The 18,301-nt window shown below is 58.0% G+C and carries 18 protein-coding genes; 12 read left to right on the plus strand and 6 right to left on the minus strand.

Annotated features, from left to right (window positions below; genetic code table 11):
- Positions 1-123: 123 nt before the first annotated feature.
- From V8J88_RS12780 to V8J88_RS12790, 3 genes are all read right to left on the minus strand, one after another.
- Positions 124-855 carry a pseudouridine synthase gene (locus V8J88_RS12780; RefSeq protein ID WP_338844512.1) on the minus strand — a complete coding sequence of 244 codons (732 nt, stop codon included), beginning with the start codon at positions 853-855 and terminating at the stop codon, positions 124-126.
- 65 nt (positions 856-920) lie between these two features.
- Positions 921-2,231, minus strand: coding sequence for a GNAT family N-acetyltransferase (locus tag V8J88_RS12785; protein WP_338844513.1), 1,311 nt, complete (start codon positions 2,229-2,231; stop codon positions 921-923).
- A gap of 7 nt (positions 2,232-2,238) precedes the next feature.
- A complete protein-coding gene (locus V8J88_RS12790) occupies positions 2,239-3,180 on the minus strand; it encodes a CysB family HTH-type transcriptional regulator (protein ID WP_338844514.1) in 942 nt (313 codons plus the stop codon).
- Positions 3,181-3,687: 507 nt separating this feature from the next.
- Here V8J88_RS12790 and V8J88_RS12795 point away from each other — a divergent pair.
- From V8J88_RS12795 to pstS, 9 genes are all read left to right on the plus strand, one after another.
- Positions 3,688-4,461 carry a sulfite exporter TauE/SafE family protein gene (locus V8J88_RS12795; protein ID WP_338849884.1) on the plus strand — a complete coding sequence of 258 codons (774 nt, stop codon included), beginning with the start codon at positions 3,688-3,690 and terminating at the stop codon, positions 4,459-4,461.
- Between the two features lie 26 nt (positions 4,462-4,487).
- The gene (locus V8J88_RS12800) at positions 4,488-6,185 is read left to right on the plus strand and encodes a nitrite/sulfite reductase (protein ID WP_338844515.1); all 1,698 of its coding nucleotides are present in this window, start codon (positions 4,488-4,490) and stop codon (positions 6,183-6,185) included.
- Positions 6,178-6,762 carry a DUF934 domain-containing protein gene (locus V8J88_RS12805; protein WP_338844516.1) on the plus strand — a complete coding sequence of 195 codons (585 nt, stop codon included), beginning with the start codon at positions 6,178-6,180 and terminating at the stop codon, positions 6,760-6,762. The genes V8J88_RS12800 and V8J88_RS12805 overlap by 8 nt, the downstream gene beginning before the upstream one ends.
- Positions 6,759-7,487, plus strand: a complete 729-nt coding sequence (locus V8J88_RS12810) for a phosphoadenylyl-sulfate reductase (RefSeq protein ID WP_338844517.1) — start codon at positions 6,759-6,761, stop codon at positions 7,485-7,487. The genes V8J88_RS12805 and V8J88_RS12810 overlap by 4 nt, the downstream gene beginning before the upstream one ends.
- A 39-nt stretch (positions 7,488-7,526) precedes the next feature.
- Complete coding sequence (cysD, locus tag V8J88_RS12815) at positions 7,527-8,459, plus strand: sulfate adenylyltransferase subunit CysD (RefSeq protein WP_338844518.1); 933 nt, start codon at positions 7,527-7,529, stop codon at positions 8,457-8,459.
- A complete protein-coding gene (locus tag V8J88_RS12820; protein ID WP_338844519.1) occupies positions 8,459-9,757 on the plus strand; it encodes a GTP-binding protein in 1,299 nt (432 codons plus the stop codon). Before cysD ends, V8J88_RS12820 begins: the two co-directional genes overlap by 1 nt.
- Before the next feature lie 2 nt (positions 9,758-9,759).
- Positions 9,760-10,521: a uroporphyrinogen-III C-methyltransferase gene (cobA, locus tag V8J88_RS12825; RefSeq protein WP_338844520.1), complete on the plus strand. Its 762-nt coding sequence runs from the start codon at positions 9,760-9,762 to the stop codon at positions 10,519-10,521.
- A gap of 263 nt (positions 10,522-10,784) precedes the next feature.
- The gene (locus V8J88_RS12830; RefSeq protein ID WP_338844521.1) at positions 10,785-11,177 is read left to right on the plus strand and encodes a hypothetical protein; all 393 of its coding nucleotides are present in this window, start codon (positions 10,785-10,787) and stop codon (positions 11,175-11,177) included.
- Positions 11,178-11,425: 248 nt separating this feature from the next.
- Entirely contained in the window at positions 11,426-12,463 is a 1,038-nt protein-coding gene (pstS, locus tag V8J88_RS12835) for a phosphate ABC transporter substrate-binding protein PstS (RefSeq protein WP_338844522.1), read from the plus strand.
- A 369-nt stretch (positions 12,464-12,832) separates the two neighbouring features.
- Here pstS and V8J88_RS12840 read toward each other — a convergent pair whose 3' ends face one another.
- Positions 12,833-13,378: a peptidylprolyl isomerase gene (locus V8J88_RS12840; protein WP_338844523.1), complete on the minus strand. Its 546-nt coding sequence runs from the start codon at positions 13,376-13,378 to the stop codon at positions 12,833-12,835.
- 165 nt (positions 13,379-13,543) lie between these two features.
- Here V8J88_RS12840 and V8J88_RS12845 point away from each other — a divergent pair, with 165 nt between their 5' ends.
- The 3 genes from V8J88_RS12845 to V8J88_RS12855 all read left to right on the plus strand — a co-directional run bounded on the left by V8J88_RS12845 (position 13,544) and on the right by V8J88_RS12855 (position 15,808).
- Positions 13,544-14,701 carry a cupin domain-containing protein gene (locus V8J88_RS12845; protein ID WP_338844524.1) on the plus strand — a complete coding sequence of 386 codons (1,158 nt, stop codon included), beginning with the start codon at positions 13,544-13,546 and terminating at the stop codon, positions 14,699-14,701.
- Positions 14,688-15,194 carry a hypothetical protein gene (locus tag V8J88_RS12850; RefSeq protein WP_338844525.1) on the plus strand — a complete coding sequence of 169 codons (507 nt, stop codon included), beginning with the start codon at positions 14,688-14,690 and terminating at the stop codon, positions 15,192-15,194. The genes V8J88_RS12845 and V8J88_RS12850 overlap by 14 nt, the downstream gene beginning before the upstream one ends.
- A 320-nt stretch (positions 15,195-15,514) precedes the next feature.
- Positions 15,515-15,808, plus strand: a complete 294-nt coding sequence (locus tag V8J88_RS12855) for a lipoprotein (RefSeq protein ID WP_338844526.1) — start codon at positions 15,515-15,517, stop codon at positions 15,806-15,808.
- A gap of 302 nt (positions 15,809-16,110) precedes the next feature.
- Here the strand turns inward: V8J88_RS12855 and bamC are convergent, their stop codons facing one another.
- Together bamC and dapA are read right to left on the minus strand one after the other, a co-directional pair.
- Complete coding sequence (bamC, locus tag V8J88_RS12860) at positions 16,111-17,274, minus strand: outer membrane protein assembly factor BamC (protein ID WP_338844527.1); 1,164 nt, start codon at positions 17,272-17,274, stop codon at positions 16,111-16,113.
- A 66-nt stretch (positions 17,275-17,340) separates the two neighbouring features.
- Positions 17,341-18,219 carry a 4-hydroxy-tetrahydrodipicolinate synthase gene (dapA, locus tag V8J88_RS12865; RefSeq protein WP_338844528.1) on the minus strand — a complete coding sequence of 293 codons (879 nt, stop codon included), beginning with the start codon at positions 18,217-18,219 and terminating at the stop codon, positions 17,341-17,343.
- Positions 18,220-18,301 lie beyond the last annotated feature (82 nt).

Raw genomic sequence — 18,301 nt, forward strand, 5'->3', positions numbered from 1 at the left:
AGTTTAAGCCCATAGCCCCGAATCAGCGCCTGCGTATGCCCGGCCTTGTTCGCAACTGAAATCGCCCCCACAACAAATAGACAAGCCAGTGGAAACGCAAGCGTGAAGCCATCAGCGGCTGGCCTATTCCCCCTCCGCCTGCCCGCGCAATTGCGCCAGATGTTCCGCTTCCAGATAACACCACTGCCCTTCCTGCAACCCCAGTCCTTGCAGCGTCAAGCCGCCGATTTGCACACGGGTCAAGGCGGCGCAGTGGTTGCCGCAGGCGGCCAGCATGCGTTTCACCTGGTGGTATTTGCCCTGCTCCAGCACGATTTGCAGCAGGCGCGGGCCGAGTTGGCTGCATTCCAGCGCTTTCAAGGGGGCCGGCTCGTCATGCAATTGCACGCCAGCCAACATGTGCGCGATCAAGTCCTGGCTCACGTCTTCGGCGGTGCTGGCGTGGTAATACTTGGGGACATGGCGGCGCGGCGAGGTTTGCGCGTGAATAAACGCTCCGTCGTCAGACAGCAGCAGCAAGCCGGTGGTGTCGTGATCCAGGCGGCCTACCGGCTGCACGTCGCGCGCGCGGATCGGGTCGGGGAATAATGTCAGCACGCCGGGGTGGTGGCTGGGTTTGCGCGAACATTCATAATTCGGCGGTTTGTGCAGCGCTAAATACAGTTGCGGACGGTAGCGGAAGGCGACGCCATCCAGACTGTAGGCGCGCTTTTCAGGATCTGCCGGGATAAAACCGGGGTCATCCACCACCTCGCCATCTATTTGCAGCGCACCATCAAAAATCAAGGCGCGGCAATATTTGCGCGTGCCATAGCCCTGCGATTGCAGCAGGCGTTCCAACGTCAGTTTAGCCATATTCTCAGTCTTGCTGTGCGCCCCTGGCGCCTGTCGCACAAGGGCGGCAGGCGCGGTCGGTGCGTTTATTTTTTGAAAGGGTGGGCTTGCGGCGCTTCGTCATGACTGACTGCGCGCAGCAAATTGCGCACAAAGATATTCATCACCGGCTGGCGGTGTCTTACCCATACCGTGATCTCTTCCGGCTGGCAGCCCAGGCGCGCCTTGGGTTCGAGCGCTGTCCGTCCCAGGGACAGGCGGCGGCAGCCAAACGCAATTGCGTCTTCCACCGCCGCATGCAATAAGCGCAGATAAAGCGGCAGACGCACGCTTTTATCAAAACCGATGTGATAACCGTAAGCCGTGTCGCCGTCTTTGAGCGTGATGATAAAACCGAGGATGCGGCCCTCTTTGCGCGCCACAGTACAGCGCGCATCGGCGCCGGCCACATGCAGCAAGGCCGGGAAATACACTTCGGGCAGGGTAAAGAGGCGCAAACTGGCTTGTTCATGCACTTGCAGATACAGGGCGTGCAATTCCGCCGCCGCCGCATTGATGTCCTGCAGATGCGCGATTTCAATCCCGGCTTCATTGATCGGCTTGTAAATCTGTTGCTTGACCGCGCTGCGGTATTTGGATTGCATGCTGGCCAGATAATCCGCATGGTTGCGCCAGGCGGGGTCGAGCTGCAGCACCATATTCGGTTCAGTTTCCAGCGCAGCATAGGAGAGCTTTTGCATGATTTGCGAGGCTGGCAGCGCTTCCGGGGTGACATCTTTGATCATCACAAAATCGGTCTGGCCGGACAGCTTTTCAGCGCGCCGCACGCGGTACAGCGCTTCAGCGATTGCCGGCCAGATGTCGGCAGGCGCGGCGCCGGGGGCGAAGGCGATGCCATGCAAGCCATAGCTGAGCAAATTGCCGCACACCAAAATCCGTTCGCGCAAACCGGCTTGCAAGCTGGCCGCCGCCGGGTCGATGGCGCGTTTTAACAGGGCCAGGGCGCGCTCGCGCTTGCCGCGCTTTTCCTCTTTGCCACCCTCTTCTTTATTCGCTTTGTCTTCTTTTTCCTGCTTGCGATTGGGGCCAAGCTGGCGCGCGGAGACGTTCGCGATTTGCATATACAAGGCGGCTACCGCTTGCTGGCCGTCGTAGATCAGGCAGTAGCGCGGCGTGATATTGTCCGGGCCGGCCTGCTCCATCATCTGCAAATAATCGCGCTGCATGAAAAAGCCTGCTTCAGCGGTAACCGCATCCCATTGTGCGGCATTCAACATGCACAGGGCGTCGGCGATGGCGAATTGCAATCCACTGGGACTGCGCAGTTGGCGGCGCAGGCGGGCGGCGGCTGCGAAACGTTGCGCCAGCGGCAGGCTGGCGGTTGAGGTGTGTTCCATGTGCTTCTCAAATATCGTAAGTGTCTTTCTTGCCATGAATCGCCTGCTCGATCAGTTTGCGGTTCATGCCGGGCGTGAGCAATTCAATGAAGCTGTATATATAGGAGCGCAAATACGCGCCCTGCTTGACCGCCACGCGCGAGACATTCAAGCCGAATAAATGCCCCACGCCGACCGAGCGCAAATTGCGGTCGCGCTCGGCGTCAAACGCCATGCCGGCGATGATGCCCACGCCCATGCCCAATTCGACATAGGTTTTGATGACGTCGGCGTCAATCGCTTCGAGCAGAATTTCCGGCTTCAAGCCGCGCAGCTGGAAGGCGTGGTCTATCTTGTTACGCCCGGCAAATGCGCTGTCATAGGTGATCAGGGGATAGTGGGCGATGTCTTCCAGGGTCAAGTCGCGCAATTTCAGCAAGGGATGGTCGGGCGCCGTCACCAGCACATGTTCCCACTGATAACAAGGCAGGCTGACCAGCCCTTCAACGGCGGCTATCGCCTCGGTGGCGATGGCGATATCGGCCTGGTCTTTGTGCACCATGTCGGCAATCTGGCGCGGATTGCCCTGCAATAAAGAGAGTTTGACCTTGGGATATTTCTGCATAAAGGCTTGCACCACGCGCGGCAGCGCATAGCGGGCCTGGGTGTGGGTGGTGGCGATGATCAGACTGCCGCTGTCTTGCGAGGCGTATTCCTTGCCGATGCGCTTTAAGCTGTCGATCTCTTTCATGATCAGCTCGACCGAGTTGAGCACCATGCGCCCCGGCTCGGTCAAACCACGGATGCGTTTGCCGTGGCGCGTGAAAATGTCGATGCCCAATTCTTCTTCCAACTCAATGATGGCTTTGGACACCCCGGGTTGCGAAGTGAATAAAGCTTTGGCGGCTTCGGTCAGGTTGAAATTCTGACGCACCGCTTCGCGCACAAAGCGCAATTGATGCAGATTCATCTGCGCCCTCCGTCTGGCAGAACCGGCAATGCGCACGCCAAACAGCCCGGATAGGGGCGATGTGGCGCTGCTTGCATTCGCATATAGCTAAAGGGCATATAAGCAAATAAGTTCTATGTAGTTTGGAATAAGGGCCTAGTTTATTACGATTCAAGCTCTTTGTGCAGGAGGCAGTGATTCCAGACTCCTCAGTTAATCGCTTTTTTGCTTGGATAACCCGATGATTTTATTAAAATTTTCAGCAAATAATAGCGTCCCCCCTTGGGCCAGAGCGCTACAGGCGCGATTACTTGTTTCCCGGCTCCCTGGCGTCACGGTGCAGCAGTGCCACACCACTCCGCCTAGCAGACATGCGTCTGCGTCGTTGTCGCCCTTGCAGGGCGCACCTTCGCGTGCATGCGAAGGTTGTATTGAAGGCGGTTGGCATGCCAACCGTATGCCCTTCAATACCCTAGCCAGGAAACCGGTAAACAGCGTACTCCCGCCTGTCCAACTGAGGAATCCAGAATCATGCTGACTTATATCGTTTCAGGTTTTGCTGTAGGCCTGCTGGTCGGGCTGACTGGCGTTGGCGGCGGCAGTCTGATGACGCCCCTGCTCACTTTATTATTCGGCGTCTCGCCTTCGGTGGCGGTGGGTACAGACCTGGCGTTTGCCGCCACCACCAAAAGCGTGGGCACGCTGGTGCATAAAATCACCAGCACGGTGCGCTGGGAGATTGTGCGCCGGCTGTGTGTCGGGGCCTTGCCGGCGGCGCTGGCGGCCACCTTGTGGCTCAAGTCGCACGGCCCGCTGAACCAGGATATCGCCCAATTCATCCGTTATTCGATTGCCGCGTCGGTGATGCTGACCGTAATCGCCCTCTTGTTCAGAGGTAAAATGCAAGCCTGGATGAACGCCCATCCGAGCCGCCAGCTGACCGGCCAGCGCCAGGCGGCGGCCACGGTGATCAGCGGCGCGGTGATTGGCGCAATGGTGACGATTTCTTCGATTGGCGCCGGTGCGGTCGGGGCCACGATTCTGGTCTTGCTGTATCCGCGTTTGAGTCCGGCGGAAGTGGCCGGCACGGATATCGCCTATGCCGTGCCGCTCACCACGATTGCCGCATTGGGGCACTGGTGGTTAGGTTCGATTGATTGGTATTTATTGTTTACGCTGTTGCTGGGTTCGGTGCCCGGCATTACTCTGGGTTCGCTGTTGGCGCGCAAAATTCCGGAACGTTTTTTGCGCGGCCTGCTGGCCACTACGCTGACCCTGGTGGCGGCTAAACTGATTTCTTAAGATGCGCTGATTTTTAGAGGAAAGACATGTATCGCTACGACCAATACGACCATCTGATCGTCCGCGAGCGGATCGCCCAGTACCGTGACCAGGTGCGGCGCCGTCTGTCAGGCGAATTGCACGAGGATGAATTCCGTCCGCTGCGCCTGCAAAACGGCCTGTATATGCAGCGCCATGCCTATATGCTGCGGGTGGCGGTGCCGTATGGCCTGCTGTCTTCGGCGCAAGTGCGCATGTTTGCCCATATCGCGCGCAAATATGACCGTGGCTATGGCCATTTCACCACGCGCCAGAATATTCAATACAACTGGATTCAACTCGAAGACACGCCGGAAATTCTGTCCGATCTGGCTTCGGTGGAAATGCATGCGATTCAGACTTCCGGCAATTGCATCCGCAATGTCACCTCGGACGAATACGCCGGCGTGGCCCCGGATGAAATCATTGATCCGCGCCCGTTTTGCGAAATCCTGCGCCAGTGGAGCACCTTCCATCCGGAATTTGCTTATCTGCCGCGCAAATTCAAAATCGCCGTAAATGGCGCGAAAAGCGACCGCGCCGCCACTTTTGTGCACGATATCGGTTTGTGGGCGCTGCAAAACGAAGCCGGCGAAACCGGCTTTAAGGTGATTGTCGGCGGCGGCATGGGCCGCACACCCATCATTGGCAGCGTGCTGAATGAATTTTTGCCATGGCAGCATGTACTGACGTATATCGAAGCGATTATGCGGGTGTATAACCAATATGGCCGGCGCGACAATATCTATAAGGCGCGTATCAAGATTTTGCTCAAGGCGCTGGGCGTCGAGGAATTCCGCCGCCAGGTGGAAGAAGAATGGGCAGACTTGAAAGACGGCCCGGCCACCTTGACCCAAGCCGAAGTGCAGCGCGTGGCCGGCTATTTCACGCCGCCGGCGTATGAGACGTTGCCGGATTACAGCACGGAGCTGGGCGCGCTGGCGCAACAGGAAAAAGCCTTTGGCGCCTGGCTCAAGCGCAATGTCAAGGGACACAAGCAAAGCGGTTATGCGGCGGTTGTGCTGTCGCTCAAAAAAACCGGCGTGCCGCCGGGCGACGCCACCGCTGAGCAGCTGGATTGGATTGCTGATCTGGCCGAGCGCTTTTCTTTTGGCCAGGTGCGCGCCACCCATGAGCAAAATGTGGTGCTGGCCGATGTGGCGCAAAAAGATTTGTACAAGGTCTGGAAAGAAGCGCGCAGCCATGGCGTGGCCACGCCGAATATCGGCTTGCTGACCGATATCATCTGCTGCCCCGGCGGCGATTATTGCGCACTGGCCAACGCCAAATCCATCCCCATCGCCGCCGCTATTGCAGAGCGTTTTGATGATCTGGATTTCCAGTTTGATATCGGTGACATTGAGCTGAACATTTCCGGCTGCATCAATGCCTGCGGTCATCACCACATCGGCCATATCGGCATTTTGGGGGTGGATAAGGATGGCAGCGAGTGGTATCAAGTCTCGATTGGCGGCGCGCAAGGCAACCAGGCCGCAATCGGCAAAATCATCGGCCCGTCTTTTTCCGCTGCGCAAATGCCGGAAGTGATGGATCGCATTTTGCAAGTGTATGTGCGTGAGCGCCAGGAAGATGAGCGCTTTATCGACACCGCGCAGCGCGTCGGCGTTGCGCCGTTTAAAGAATTTGTGTATGCCACGCCGATTGCGGCTGGACACTATATCCCGGGAGAAGATGGTCATGCCTGACAGCAAACAAATCATTTTGGATCAGCGCGTTTGCGCGGATGACTGGCAGCTTCTCAAGCAGGAAGTCAGTGAAGAAGCGGCAGCCGGCTTTGCCGTGCCGGCGGGCAAGGTGATTGTGCCGCTGGCGGTATTGGTGGCGCAGGAAGCGCAACTCGCGCCGCGCATTGCAGCGGGTGAAATCGGGGTCTGGATCGCCAGCCACGAGCGGCCCGAAACCTTGCGCGGCAAGCTCGATGCGCTGCCGGTGGTGGCGGTGGATTTTCCCAAATTCGCCGACGGGCGCGGTTATTCGATTGCCTACAATCTGCGCACCCGTCTGGGCTTTAAGGGCCAACTGCGGGCGATTGGCGATGTGCTGCGCGACCAGATGTTTTATATGCAGCGCGTGGGCTTCAACGCCTTTGAGCCGCGCGCGGATCGGAATATTCATGACGCCTTGAAAGGCTTGTCGGATTTTTCCGAGGTCTATCAAAACTCGGTGGATCAGAAATATCCGCTGTTTGCGCGCGCCAGCCGCGCCGCGCAAGCCGCCAGCCAAACCCAGGGACAAAACTTTGGCGCAGGGGAAGGCATATGAGCACGCCCGCCCCTGCCGGCTTTGAGGAGCGTCTGGCGCAAACCCGCGCCGCCCTGCGTCAATTGGCCAGCGAATATCAGCATGTGGCGCTGGCCTCCAGTCTGGCGGCGGAAGATATGGTGTTGACGGACTTGATCGCACAGATGCAACTGCCATTCGCCATTTTCACGCTAGACACCGGGCGTCTGCATGCGGAAACCCTGGGCATGATAGACAGCATCCGTCAGCGCTATGGGATTGAAGTGGCGCGCTATCAGCCACAGGCTGAGGCGGTGCAAGCGCATGTCGCAGCGCATGGCGAATTCGCGTTTTATGACAGCGTGGAATTGCGCAAAGAATGCTGCCGCATCCGCAAAGTCGAGCCGCTCGGGCGCGCCCTGGCCGGCTGTGACGCCTGGATCACCGGGCAGCGCCGCGCCCAGTCGCAAACCCGCAGCGAACTGGCCCTCATTGAACATGATGCAGCGCATGACAACATAAAAGCCAACCCGCTGGCTGATTGGAGCGAGGAAGATGTATGGCATTATCTGAAGCATGAAAAAGTGCCTTACAATCCCTTGCATGACAAGGGCTACCCCTCGATCGGTTGCGAACCCTGCACCCGCGCGATTCAGCCGGGTGAAGATATCCGCGCTGGCCGCTGGTGGTGGGAGCAAGCTGACAGCAAAGAATGCGGCTTGCATATTGTGGATGGCAAAATCGTGCGCATCAAAGCAGCAGCATAAGCGCAAACGCTTATGCAATTGATAAAAAAGGAAGCAAACATGAGCAACAGCACCCAGGCGCCGCAGTTGCCGTTTTCCCAACGGCATTTGGATGCGCTGGAATCGGAAGCGATTCACATCATGCGCGAAGTGGCGGCGGAATGCAGCAACCCTGCCTTGCTGTTTTCCGGCGGCAAAGACTCCGTGGTCTTGCTGCGCATCGCAGAAAAAGCCTTCCGGCCAGGCCGTTTCCCCTTTCCGCTGGTGCATATCGACACCGGCCATAATTTCCCGGAAGTGATCACGTTCCGCGATCAGCGTGTGGCCGAACTGGGCGAGCGTTTAATCGTCGGTTCAGTCGAAGATTCGATCAAGCGCGGCACGGTGCGCCTGCGCAATCCGCAAACCGATTCACGCAATGCGGCGCAAGCCGTGACCCTGCTGGAAACCATCGCCGAACATAAATTTGACGCCTGCATCGGCGGAGCGCGCCGCGATGAGGAAAAAGCGCGCGCCAAAGAGCGCATTTTCTCCTTCCGCGATGAATTCGGCCAATGGGACCCGAAGGCGCAGCGCCCGGAATTATGGGATTTGTACAATACGCGCGTGCATCCCGGTGAAAACATGCGGGTGTTCCCGATTTCCAACTGGACTGAGCTGGACGTGTGGCAATACATTGCGCGCGAACAACTGGCCTTGCCGCCGATTTATTTCGCGCATCAGCGCCAAGTCATCCCGCGCCGTGGCCTGCTGGTGCCGCTGACCGATCTGACCCCGGCCCAGGCCGGCGAAGAAGTGATCACCCAAACCGTGCGTTTCCGCACTGTCGGCGATATTTCCTGCACCTGCCCGGTGGCCTCAGACGCCGCTACGGTGGAAGCGATTATCGCTGAAACCGCTGTGACCCAGATCACGGAACGCGGCGCCACCCGGATGGACGACCAGACTTCCGAGGCCTCGATGGAAAAACGCAAGAAACAGGGGTATTTCTGATGGACAACAAACAAGAAGAATTGGGCCTGCTGCGTTTTATCACCGCAGGTTCGGTGGATGATGGCAAGAGCACGCTGATCGGGCGTCTGCTGTTTGACAGCAAGGGCATTTTCGCCGACCAGCTGGAATCGGTGTCGCGCGCCAAACACAAGCGCACCGTGGGCGATGTGATCGACCTGTCACTCTTGACGGACGGCCTGGAGGCTGAACGCGAACAAGGCATCACGATTGACGTGGCCTACCGCTATTTCGCCACGCCCAAGCGCAAATTCATCATCGCCGACACCCCCGGCCACGAGCAATACACGCGCAATATGGTGACCGGGGCCTCCACCGCTGATGCGGTCATCATTCTGGTCGATGTCTCCAAGGTCAAGCTGCGCGAAGATGGCGGGGTGGATCTGCTGATCCAAACCAAGCGCCATTCCACCATCGCCCACTTGCTGCGCATTGAGCATGTGATTGTCGCCGTCAACAAGATGGACTTGGTGGAATACGATCAAACCGTGTATGAGCGCATCGTCACAGCCTACCGCGAATTTGCGCAAAGCCTGGGGCTGACGGATGTGCGCGCCATCCCGATTTCGGCCCTGACCGGCGACAATGTGGTGGACGCCGGCGCGAACATGCCCTGGTATCAGGGGCCGACCCTGATTGAAATCCTGGAAGGCTTGTCGGTGTATGACGATGCGCATCAGGAACCCTTGCGCTTCCCGGTGCAATTGGTGGCGCGCCACAATGGCCACGCAGCAAACGACTTCCGTGGCTATATGGGTCGGGTTGAAGCCGGCCAGGTGAAAGTTGGCGACAAGCTGCTGGCGCTGCCCTCCAACAAGAGCGCGACGGTGAAAGACATCGTGGTGCTGGAAGGCTCGCTGACCAGCGCGCACGCCGGCAAGTCTGTCACCTTGCTGCTGGATGAGTATCTGGATATTTCGCGCGGCGATATGCTGGCTGCTGCTGACCAGCCGCCCACCCTGCTCAAGCAGATCACGGCGGATGTCTGCTGGCTGTCTGAAGAAGGCTTGGACATGCGGCGTAAATACTGGATCAAGCACACCACGCGCCAGACCGCCGCCAAAGTCACGCGGGTCGAAAGCCTGCTCGACATCAACACCCAGCAAAAGCGCGAGGGCGATGGTTTAAGCCTGCAATTGAATGACATTGGCCGCATTCAACTCAGCGTGCAACAGCCGCTGGCGGTGGATGCGTATGAGCAGTCACGCGCCACCGGGGCCTTCATCCTGATTGATGAAGTGACGCACCAAACGGTGGCCGCCGGTATGATCAGGCTGTAATCATGCCCGGCATCCTGCCCAAAACCAGCGCCCGCCCCGGCCCGGGGCGGGTGGTCTTGCTTGGCGCCGGCCCCGGCAGCGCTGATTTGCTGACGGTGCGCGGCGCGCGCCTGCTGGGACTGGCCGACGTGGTGTTGCACGACGCCCTGGTCGGCCCGGATGTGCTGGCGCTGTGCGCGCAGGCGCGCCTGGTGGCGGTCGGCAAGCGCGCCGGCCAAGCCTCCATGCCACAAGATGAAATCAACGCCAAACTGGTGCTGGCAGCACAGGAACATGCGCTGGTGATCCGCTTAAAAGGCGGCGACCCGATGTTGTTTGGCCGCGCCGATGAGGAAATGCAGGCCCTGGAAGCTGCCGGCATTCCCTATGAAGTGGTGCCCGGCGTCACTACCGCCTTCGCCGCCGCCGCCGCCAGCCGGCAACCGCTGACCAAGCGCGGCGTGGCGCGCAGCGTGGCGTTTTTCACCTCCACCAATGGCGACGGACAACCCGAGCAAACCAGCCTGCCCTCCTGCGATACGCTGGTGCAATACATGGGCGGACGCGAAGCCATCCAAACCGCAGAACGTTTGCTGGCCGCCGGCAAAAGCCCGGAGATGCCGGTGCTGGCGGTGGAAAACTGCAGTCTGCCGCAACAACGCATCTTGCGCCTGAGCCTGGCTGAGCTGGCGCAAGGCCGGCTGGAACAATTGCGCCAAGGCCACAGCGGCCCGGTGCTGGTGATGGCCGGCTGGGCGATGCAAGTCCGTCCCTCGCAAAGCTGAATCCAGAATCTTTGCGCGCCTCAGGCTGCGCCGGCGGCAGCCTTTGCGCCCGCCGGGCGCAGCTTGCACTACCACCCACAAGAAAATAAATTCACATAAGAAAATACTGGATGCATATCCAGTTTACGTTATCCTTGAAGTTTGCCGCATGCGCCCCCACTTCGCTATCAGCATGCCTCACCCGTCAGCTGGTCTATCAGCCGCCTGACGCAACCAGGCGCAGGCCACCCGCCGCGCCACTTCAAGGAATAGAGGAAACACGTATGAAACGTCTGCTCGTGACGTCCGCCACTTCGCTGTTATTGCTGCTTGGCAATTCAGCACAAGCCCGGCAAGACGCCCACCAACTCAACCCCGAAGCCGTAGTGCTGTCGATTACCGCCAACATCCTGCACACTGACAGCGCGCTGCTGCAACCCGAAGCCCCGTTCGCCCAACAACACCCGGTCAGCGCCGATGCCCTGGACGTGGTGGAAATCATCATGGCGGTGGAAGATGCGCTGCAATTGAAGATCGACGATAGCGAACTCGACCGCCGCATTGGCGCCAGCGATGAAAGCGAATTGGCGCAAAAACTCACCATCCGTCAGCTGCAAAGCTATGTGCGCGAACTGTGGGAAAACGCGACCAACCGCAAAAAACGGCAAGCCGCCTGAAACCGGCTTCAAGCAGGACATCACCGGGCGCTGAATCAAATCAGCCCCGGTTTTTTTACGCCTGCGATCAGCCTATTGTGGAAAGTACTTATCGGCATCTTTCAATAGTAACAATTCTTAAAGCCGGGTATTGCACCACAGAAACATCCGTATAATGCGCCCATCCCGAAGTTGTCCATACGCACACGGTGCGCCGTGTGGATGGATGGCTGCTTGTCCAATTTTTGCTTTTATTTGAAAAGGTCACGATGAAAAAAATCTTTACCGCCAGCATCCTGTCACTGTTTGCCAGCGCCGCCATGGCGCAGGACTTCACCGCCGCCGGCGCCTCCTCTGCCCGCACACTGTATGTGAAATGGGCGGAAAGCTATGGTCAGAAGAACAATATCAAACTGAGCTATCAGGCGGCAGGATCGGCGGAAGGGATCAAACTGGCCAAGAGCAAGGCGGTGGATTTCGGCGCGACCGATTTCAACTTGAGCGCGGAAGAAAGCCGCAGCGCAAAATTGATCAGCATTCCGAGCGCCGTGACCGGCATCGTGCCGGTGGTGAATCTGCCTGAAGCCAAAAGCGGCGAATTGCGTTTGAGCGGCGAAGTGCTGGCCGAGATCTATATGCGCAAAATCACCAAATGGAATGACGCTGCAATCGCCGCCTTGAATCCTGGCGTGAATCTGCCCAAGATCGGCATCACCGTGGTGGCGCGCAGCGATGGCTCCGGCGCCACCTACAACTTTACCGAATACCTCTCCACCGTCAGCCAGGATTGGAAGAATGCCTATGGCCGCAATATGACGGTGAAATGGGCGGCTGATGTGCAGCAAGTCAAGGGCAGCGATGAAATGTCTGCCGCCGTGCGCCAAACCGCCGGCGCAATCGGCTATATCGACTACAAATTCGCCGTACAAGACAAGCTGGGCATGGCGCAACTGAAAAACCGTGACGGTAAATTTGTCGCTCCGAATGGCCGCCGCTTTGCTTCCGCCGTGCAAAACAGCGCCTGGACCAAGGGCCAATTTGACGACACCCTGATCAACCGCGCCGGCGGCGCGACCTGGCCTATCACTGCCGGCGCCTTCATGCTGCTGCCGAGCAGCACCAACAAGCCGCAAGCCACCATCGCACTGTTGAAATTCATCAGCTGGACGCTGGCCAAAGGCGACCATTTGGCCGACGGCGCCGACTTTGTCGCCCTGCCGCATGCGGTGCAAGCGCAAGTGTTTGCCGAACTGACCAAGATCACCGACAACCGTGGCCAACCGCTGCAGTGGTCGCCTGCGCTGTAAGCATCTGCAAAAAAACGGCAGCCCCGGCTGCCGTTTTTACTGCAAGCGAAAGTGAAAAACCGGCATATAGCGCACCTGCGCCCACTCCCGCAGTCTCCAGCTGCAAAGCAAGCGCACACACAACACCTTTTACCCCCGCATTGACTTTACAAGGCTTCTCGCAAGAGACGGCTGCGCTGTCGCGCCAACAGAAATCCAGCTCCAGGCGCATCAAAACACGGCGCTTCCCTATTCTGTCTTGCAGTCGGCAATTTTGTCAGATGGTCTGCGCTTCAGGCCGTGTCCAATGTGAGCCAAAGAAAAACCCCACTTTCGTGAAAAAGTGGGGTTTTTCATCTATCCGTCGGGCCTTGACAACCTGTTTTTTAATCAGTGCACACGCACGGTGCGGACTTCGTCGCCGTCTTCGCCTTCGTCATCGTCGTCATCGTGATCATGTCCATGCGCGCCATGCACATGGCCGTGGGCGATTTCCTCATCGGTGGCGGCGCGCACTTCTTCCACTTCCAGGAAGAAACGCAGGGCGATGCCGGCCAGCGGGTGGTTGCCATCGAGTTCGACCATATCGTCAACGATGCGGGTGACGGTGAAAATCACCGCATCTTCATCATCTTCAGCGCCTTCCGGCAACCCTTCAAATTGCATGCCGACTTCGAGCGGGCTGGGCAAACGGTGGCGCGGTTCCAACTTCACCAATTCCGGATCGTATTCGCCAAATGCATCTTCCGGCTCAACCTGGATGGTGGTGGAAAAACCGGCTTGCTGGCCGTCCAGCGCTTCTTCAATCTTGGGCAGGGTGTTTTCATAATCACCGTGTAAATACACCATTGGCTCGCGGCCATCTTCGATCAGATTGCCTTGGGCATCTGACAACTTGTAGCGCACAGTCACTACCGTATTTTTGGCAATCTTCATCTTGATTCCTCGTCATGGTTTACAGCTGCAGAATTATACGCCGCCCACGCCGCATGCGCGGCTGAAGCCTGGAATATTTGCGCGCGCAGGCGTAAAAAACCTGTGCGCACACAGCGTTTTGCGGTATGGTGCAGCTCTTTCTCCCCGTCTTTTTCGATTTTTACTATGAGCACCACTCAACAAGTTTCTTCCCTGCTGGGCGAGATCACGCCCGCCCGTTTCATGGCCGAATACTGGCAAAAACGCCCGCTGCTGGTGCGCCAGGCGATTCCCGGATTTCAAGCGCCAATCGGGCCGGAGGCCTTGGCGGCAATGGCTGCGCGCGAAGATGTGGAAAGCCGTTTAGTCAGCGCTTTTGATGGTCAATGGCAGTTGCAGCACGGCCCGCTGACCAGCCTGCCGGCGCGCGATAAACGCGAATGGAGCATGCTGGTGCAAGGCGTGAATTTGCACGATGACGCCTGCGATGCGCTGATGCGCCGCTTCAATTTCCTGCCCTTGGCGCGGCTGGATGATTTAATGATCAGCTTCGCCACCGATGGCGGCGGAGTCGGGCCGCATTTTGATTCATATGATGTGTTTTTATTGCAAGCGCATGGACAACGGCGCTGGCGCATCAGCGCGCAAAAAAATCTGGATCTGATTCCGGATTTGCCGCTGAAAATCCTGCAACACTTCACCCCGGAACAGGAATTTGTGCTGGAGCCGGGCGATATGCTGTATCTGCCGCCGCATTATGCGCATGATGGCGTGGCGCTTGGCGATTGCATGACGTATTCAATTGGTTTCCGCGCCCCTTCCTTCCAGGAATTGGGAGAACAGTTTCTGCAATTCATGTTGGATTCAATCGATTTACCGGGGCGATATGCCGATCCGGATTTAAAACCGGTCAAGCATGTGGCCGAAATCAGCCCGGCGATGCTCAAGCAGGTGACGCGCGAAATCAATAAGATGCGCTTCACCAGCGAGGATATCACGGTGTTTCTGGGCCAATATCTGACCGAAGCCAAGCCCGGCGTCTGGTTTGACACGCCGCAGGAAACTTCTGCGTTTGACGCATTCCTGGCGCGCGCATCGGCCAGCGGTGTGCGCCTGTCGCGCAAATCGCAGATGCTGTACACCGATGACACCCTGTTTATCAATGGCGAATCGTATGAGATTCCGGAAAACGACAGTGCATTGCTGCAAAACCTGGCCAATCACCGCCGCTTAAGCGCAGCGCAGGTGCGCGCTGCCGGGCAGGATGTGCAAGAGGCGCTGCACAGCTGGCATGACGAAGGCTGGCTGTTCTGCCCCGCCGGAGAGGACGATGCACAGCCCTGATCTTGCTGGCGCAAGCGCGCCGCAGGACGGGAAATTTGACACGCTGCGCGAATTCAAGCTGCACCTGTCCCGCGCCGTGGAAACGGCGCAGTATGAATTGCTTTGCCTCGACCCGGATTTTGCGTTCTGGGGCCTGGAATCTGCGCAGATGGCGCAATTGCTGCGCGCGTTTTTCCTGCGTCGGCCTGATGCCCGCATCAAGCTGGCGCTGCATGAGACGCACTATCTGCAACGCTGCCCGCATTTTTTGCGCACCGTGCAGGCTTTTCCGCTGGCCTGTGAGACGCGCCAGACGCCGCGCAAGCTGCGTGAATTGCGCGACTCATTTTGTATTGCAGACCAACGCCACATCGTGCGGCGCTACCACGCAGACCACATGCGCGGCGAAGCCGTATTCAGCACACCGGAAGCCTGTTTTACGCCTTTGGAGCGCTGGCGCCAGCTGTGGGATGCATGCCATCCATGTTTGCCGGTATTTAGTAGCGGAATCTGAGGCACAAAGGAATTTTTTTTGCTACAATGCCCGTCCCGCAAGGTGCAGACTTGTTGCACGACGGAATGCATTTTCCTGTTGTTTGTGCGCAAATCCGCTAGAGAAACTGCTCTACGGGCTATTGCGTTGCACAAGTTCTTGTTATAATTGCGGGTTAGGAAGGTACCGATGCGCTATAAGAACTTCAGCATGAACATCTGCCGAAAGATTCTATAGCAGCAACCGGAACGCCCTATAGAGCGATAATTACCGGTAATTATTCATCGCACCGTTTTGTTCTGAGCTTTCAAGCTTGTTTTTGAATTAACCAAGGAAAACCCATGAAAAAATCCCTTCTGATGATCTCCATGTTGGCTGCTGCTCTGGCTGCTTGCGGTCAAAAACCGCCTGCTGACGCATCCGCTTCCGCTGCTGCTTCCGCTCCGGCTATGACCACTCCGACTCCTGAAGCCACCCCGACCCCGGCTCCGGCCGCTCCGGCTGCTCCGGCTGCTGACGCTGCCGCCACTCCTGCTCCGGCTGCTTCCGCTCCGGCTGCTTCCGCTCCGGCTGCTTCCGCATCCGCTCCGGCTGCTTCCGCACCGGCTGCCGCTTCCGCATCGGCTTCCAAGTAATCTTTGATTGCTTCCAAAAAAGCCGGTCACTGACCGGCTTTTTTGTTTCTCCCAACCTCATCAATTCCGCCTCTGCGCCACATTCTGCCCAATTCAGCCGGCCGCAGCTTCTTTTTCGGGCACGCATTCAGGCGCTGCCGTTTTATTCTCGCTTCCAACTTGATGTCAGCATGGCGCAGTGCCTCTATGTCAGCAAAAGTGGATATTGCGCCGCACAAATTTAATCCAACCCAACTCTGCGACAGCAAATAAAAAAAGCAGGTTGTCGCCAACCTGCTTTTTGAATGTGCTTAACAGCGCTTTTATTTCAATTGATCTGTCAGCAGCGCCAAAATCTTATCTGCGGTCGCGCTTTTATCTTCACGCCCTTCTGCATTCAAGACCGAAACCTGACTGAGTTCACCGCTGGCGGATTTCACCACAACGCGGTAACGCGGCGCATCTTTCTTATCCGAAGAACCAAAGGAGAACAGGCGCGATAAAAAGCCTTTTTCAGTTTTGCTCTTGGCGTCGGCTTCCGGATCGATATAGCGCACATAATACATGCCGGCGACGCGATCACGGTCTTCCACGGTGAAGCCGGCGCGGTCGAGCGCCAGGCCGACACGGCGCCAGGCGCGGTCAAAGCCTTCATTGACTTCCACAAAGGCGCCCTTATCGCTCTTGATCAGCTTGGCTTGCGCCGGCTGCGGCGCTGCGCCTGCCACCACTTCTTTAGCCTTGTCTTCCGGGATACCCAGACGGTTCATCAAACGCGCCAGGAATTGCGCTTCCAGCGCAGGATCTTGCGCGCGCGGCGTCCATACCGAAGTTTCTTTTTGCGCCCCGGTCAAGACTTCCTGCACGCCGCGATGGCTGATGTAGATTTCCGTGCCGCCATCGGCGGTGCGCTCCAGGCGGGTGCGGAATTTATCACGCTCGCCGCTGGAATACAGCGAATCCAAGACCTTGCCCAGGACATTGCGCACCATGTCCTGCGGAATCTTGGCGCGGTTTTCTGCCCAATCGGTTTCCATCACGCCAGCCGCCATCGACTCTTGCGAAATGGCAAAGCCCATTTCCTGCCAAAAGTCTTTGACTTGCGGCCACAAGGCTTCCGGCGCGCGCTTGACTACCAGCCAGCGCACATTGCCGGCGCGCTCGACGCGGATATCGCCCAATTGCGTCACCAGCACCTGACCGCTGGCCACTGCGCCGCTGCGCGCGCCTTGCTGCATATTGTAACTGGACGCTGTGGCGCTGCCCCTGGCCTGATCCGGGATCGCATAGCGGTTATCGCGTTGCAACTGGGTCAGATCCGGCGGCACTTCCAGGGTCGGCGCCTTGGATGCGCTGCGGTAATCTACCTTGTCTTGCTCGACCAGGCTGCCCAGCGCATTGCAACCAGCCAGCGAAACCACGGCTGCCAGTGCGATCACTGTGCGGGAACTGTGCGCAAACGCGCCAAAATTGTTGCGAATCTTCATATCGGTACAGGATGAAAGGCGGCCCGGGATGGGCCGCCGCATGAACAGTGCGCCTTGACGCGCGCGTTATTGTAATACACCTGCTTTGCGCAACGCTGCAGCCAGCGGAGCATGTTGCGCTTCGCTCAAGCCGACCAGCGGCAAACGGATGCCTGTGGGAATCTTGCCCATTTGCGCCAGCGCCCATTTGGCCGGCACCGGATTGGGTTCGCAAAACAGCAATGCGTGCAAGTCCAGCAAGACATTATTGAGCGCCACTGCAGTCTTGGCGTCGCCCGCCATCGCCGCCGCGCACAGGCGCGCCATGGCGTTAGGCGCCACATTTGCGGTTACGGAGATATTGCCGGCCCCGCCGCCCAGCATCAGGCACATGGCGGTGGCGTCGTCGCCGGAGTACACCGCGAAATCGGCGGGAACCGCACGCAACAACTCAAAGCCGCGCGGAATATTGCCGGTGGCGTCTTTAATGCCGACAATGTTTTTGATTTGCGCCAGACGCAACACCGTGTCATTGCTCATATCAGCCACGCTGCGGCCCGGCACATTGTAGAGAATCACCGGCAGATCAACATTTTCAGCAATCATTTTGAAATGCTGATACATGCCTTCCTGCGTCGGTTTATTGTAGTAAGGCACCACCGACAAACAAGCGTCTGCGCCCACGCTTTGCGCATATTGCGACAGTTTGATCGCTTCGTGCGTGGCGTTGGCGCCGGTGCCGGCGATGATGGGAATACGTTTTCGGGCGTGTTCGACTGAGAATTTGATCAGTTGCTGGTGTTCTTCCACCGTGACGGTGGCGGATTCGCCGGAGGTGCCGACGATCACAATGCCATTCGTGCCTTGCTCAATATGCCAATCGATCAGATTTTGCAGACTGACATAATCCAGACTGCCATCTGCGTGCATAGGCGTGACGATTGCAACGATGCTGCCCTTAATCATAGAGAACCTGCTGCCCATAAAAAGTAAAACCCTGATTGTACAGCTTCCCCCGCACGCTTGGGGCAAACACAGTCGAATTTCA

The sequence above is a fragment of the Massilia sp. W12 genome (genome assembly GCF_037300705.1).
Lineage (GTDB): Bacteria > Pseudomonadota > Gammaproteobacteria > Burkholderiales > Burkholderiaceae_D > JACPVY01.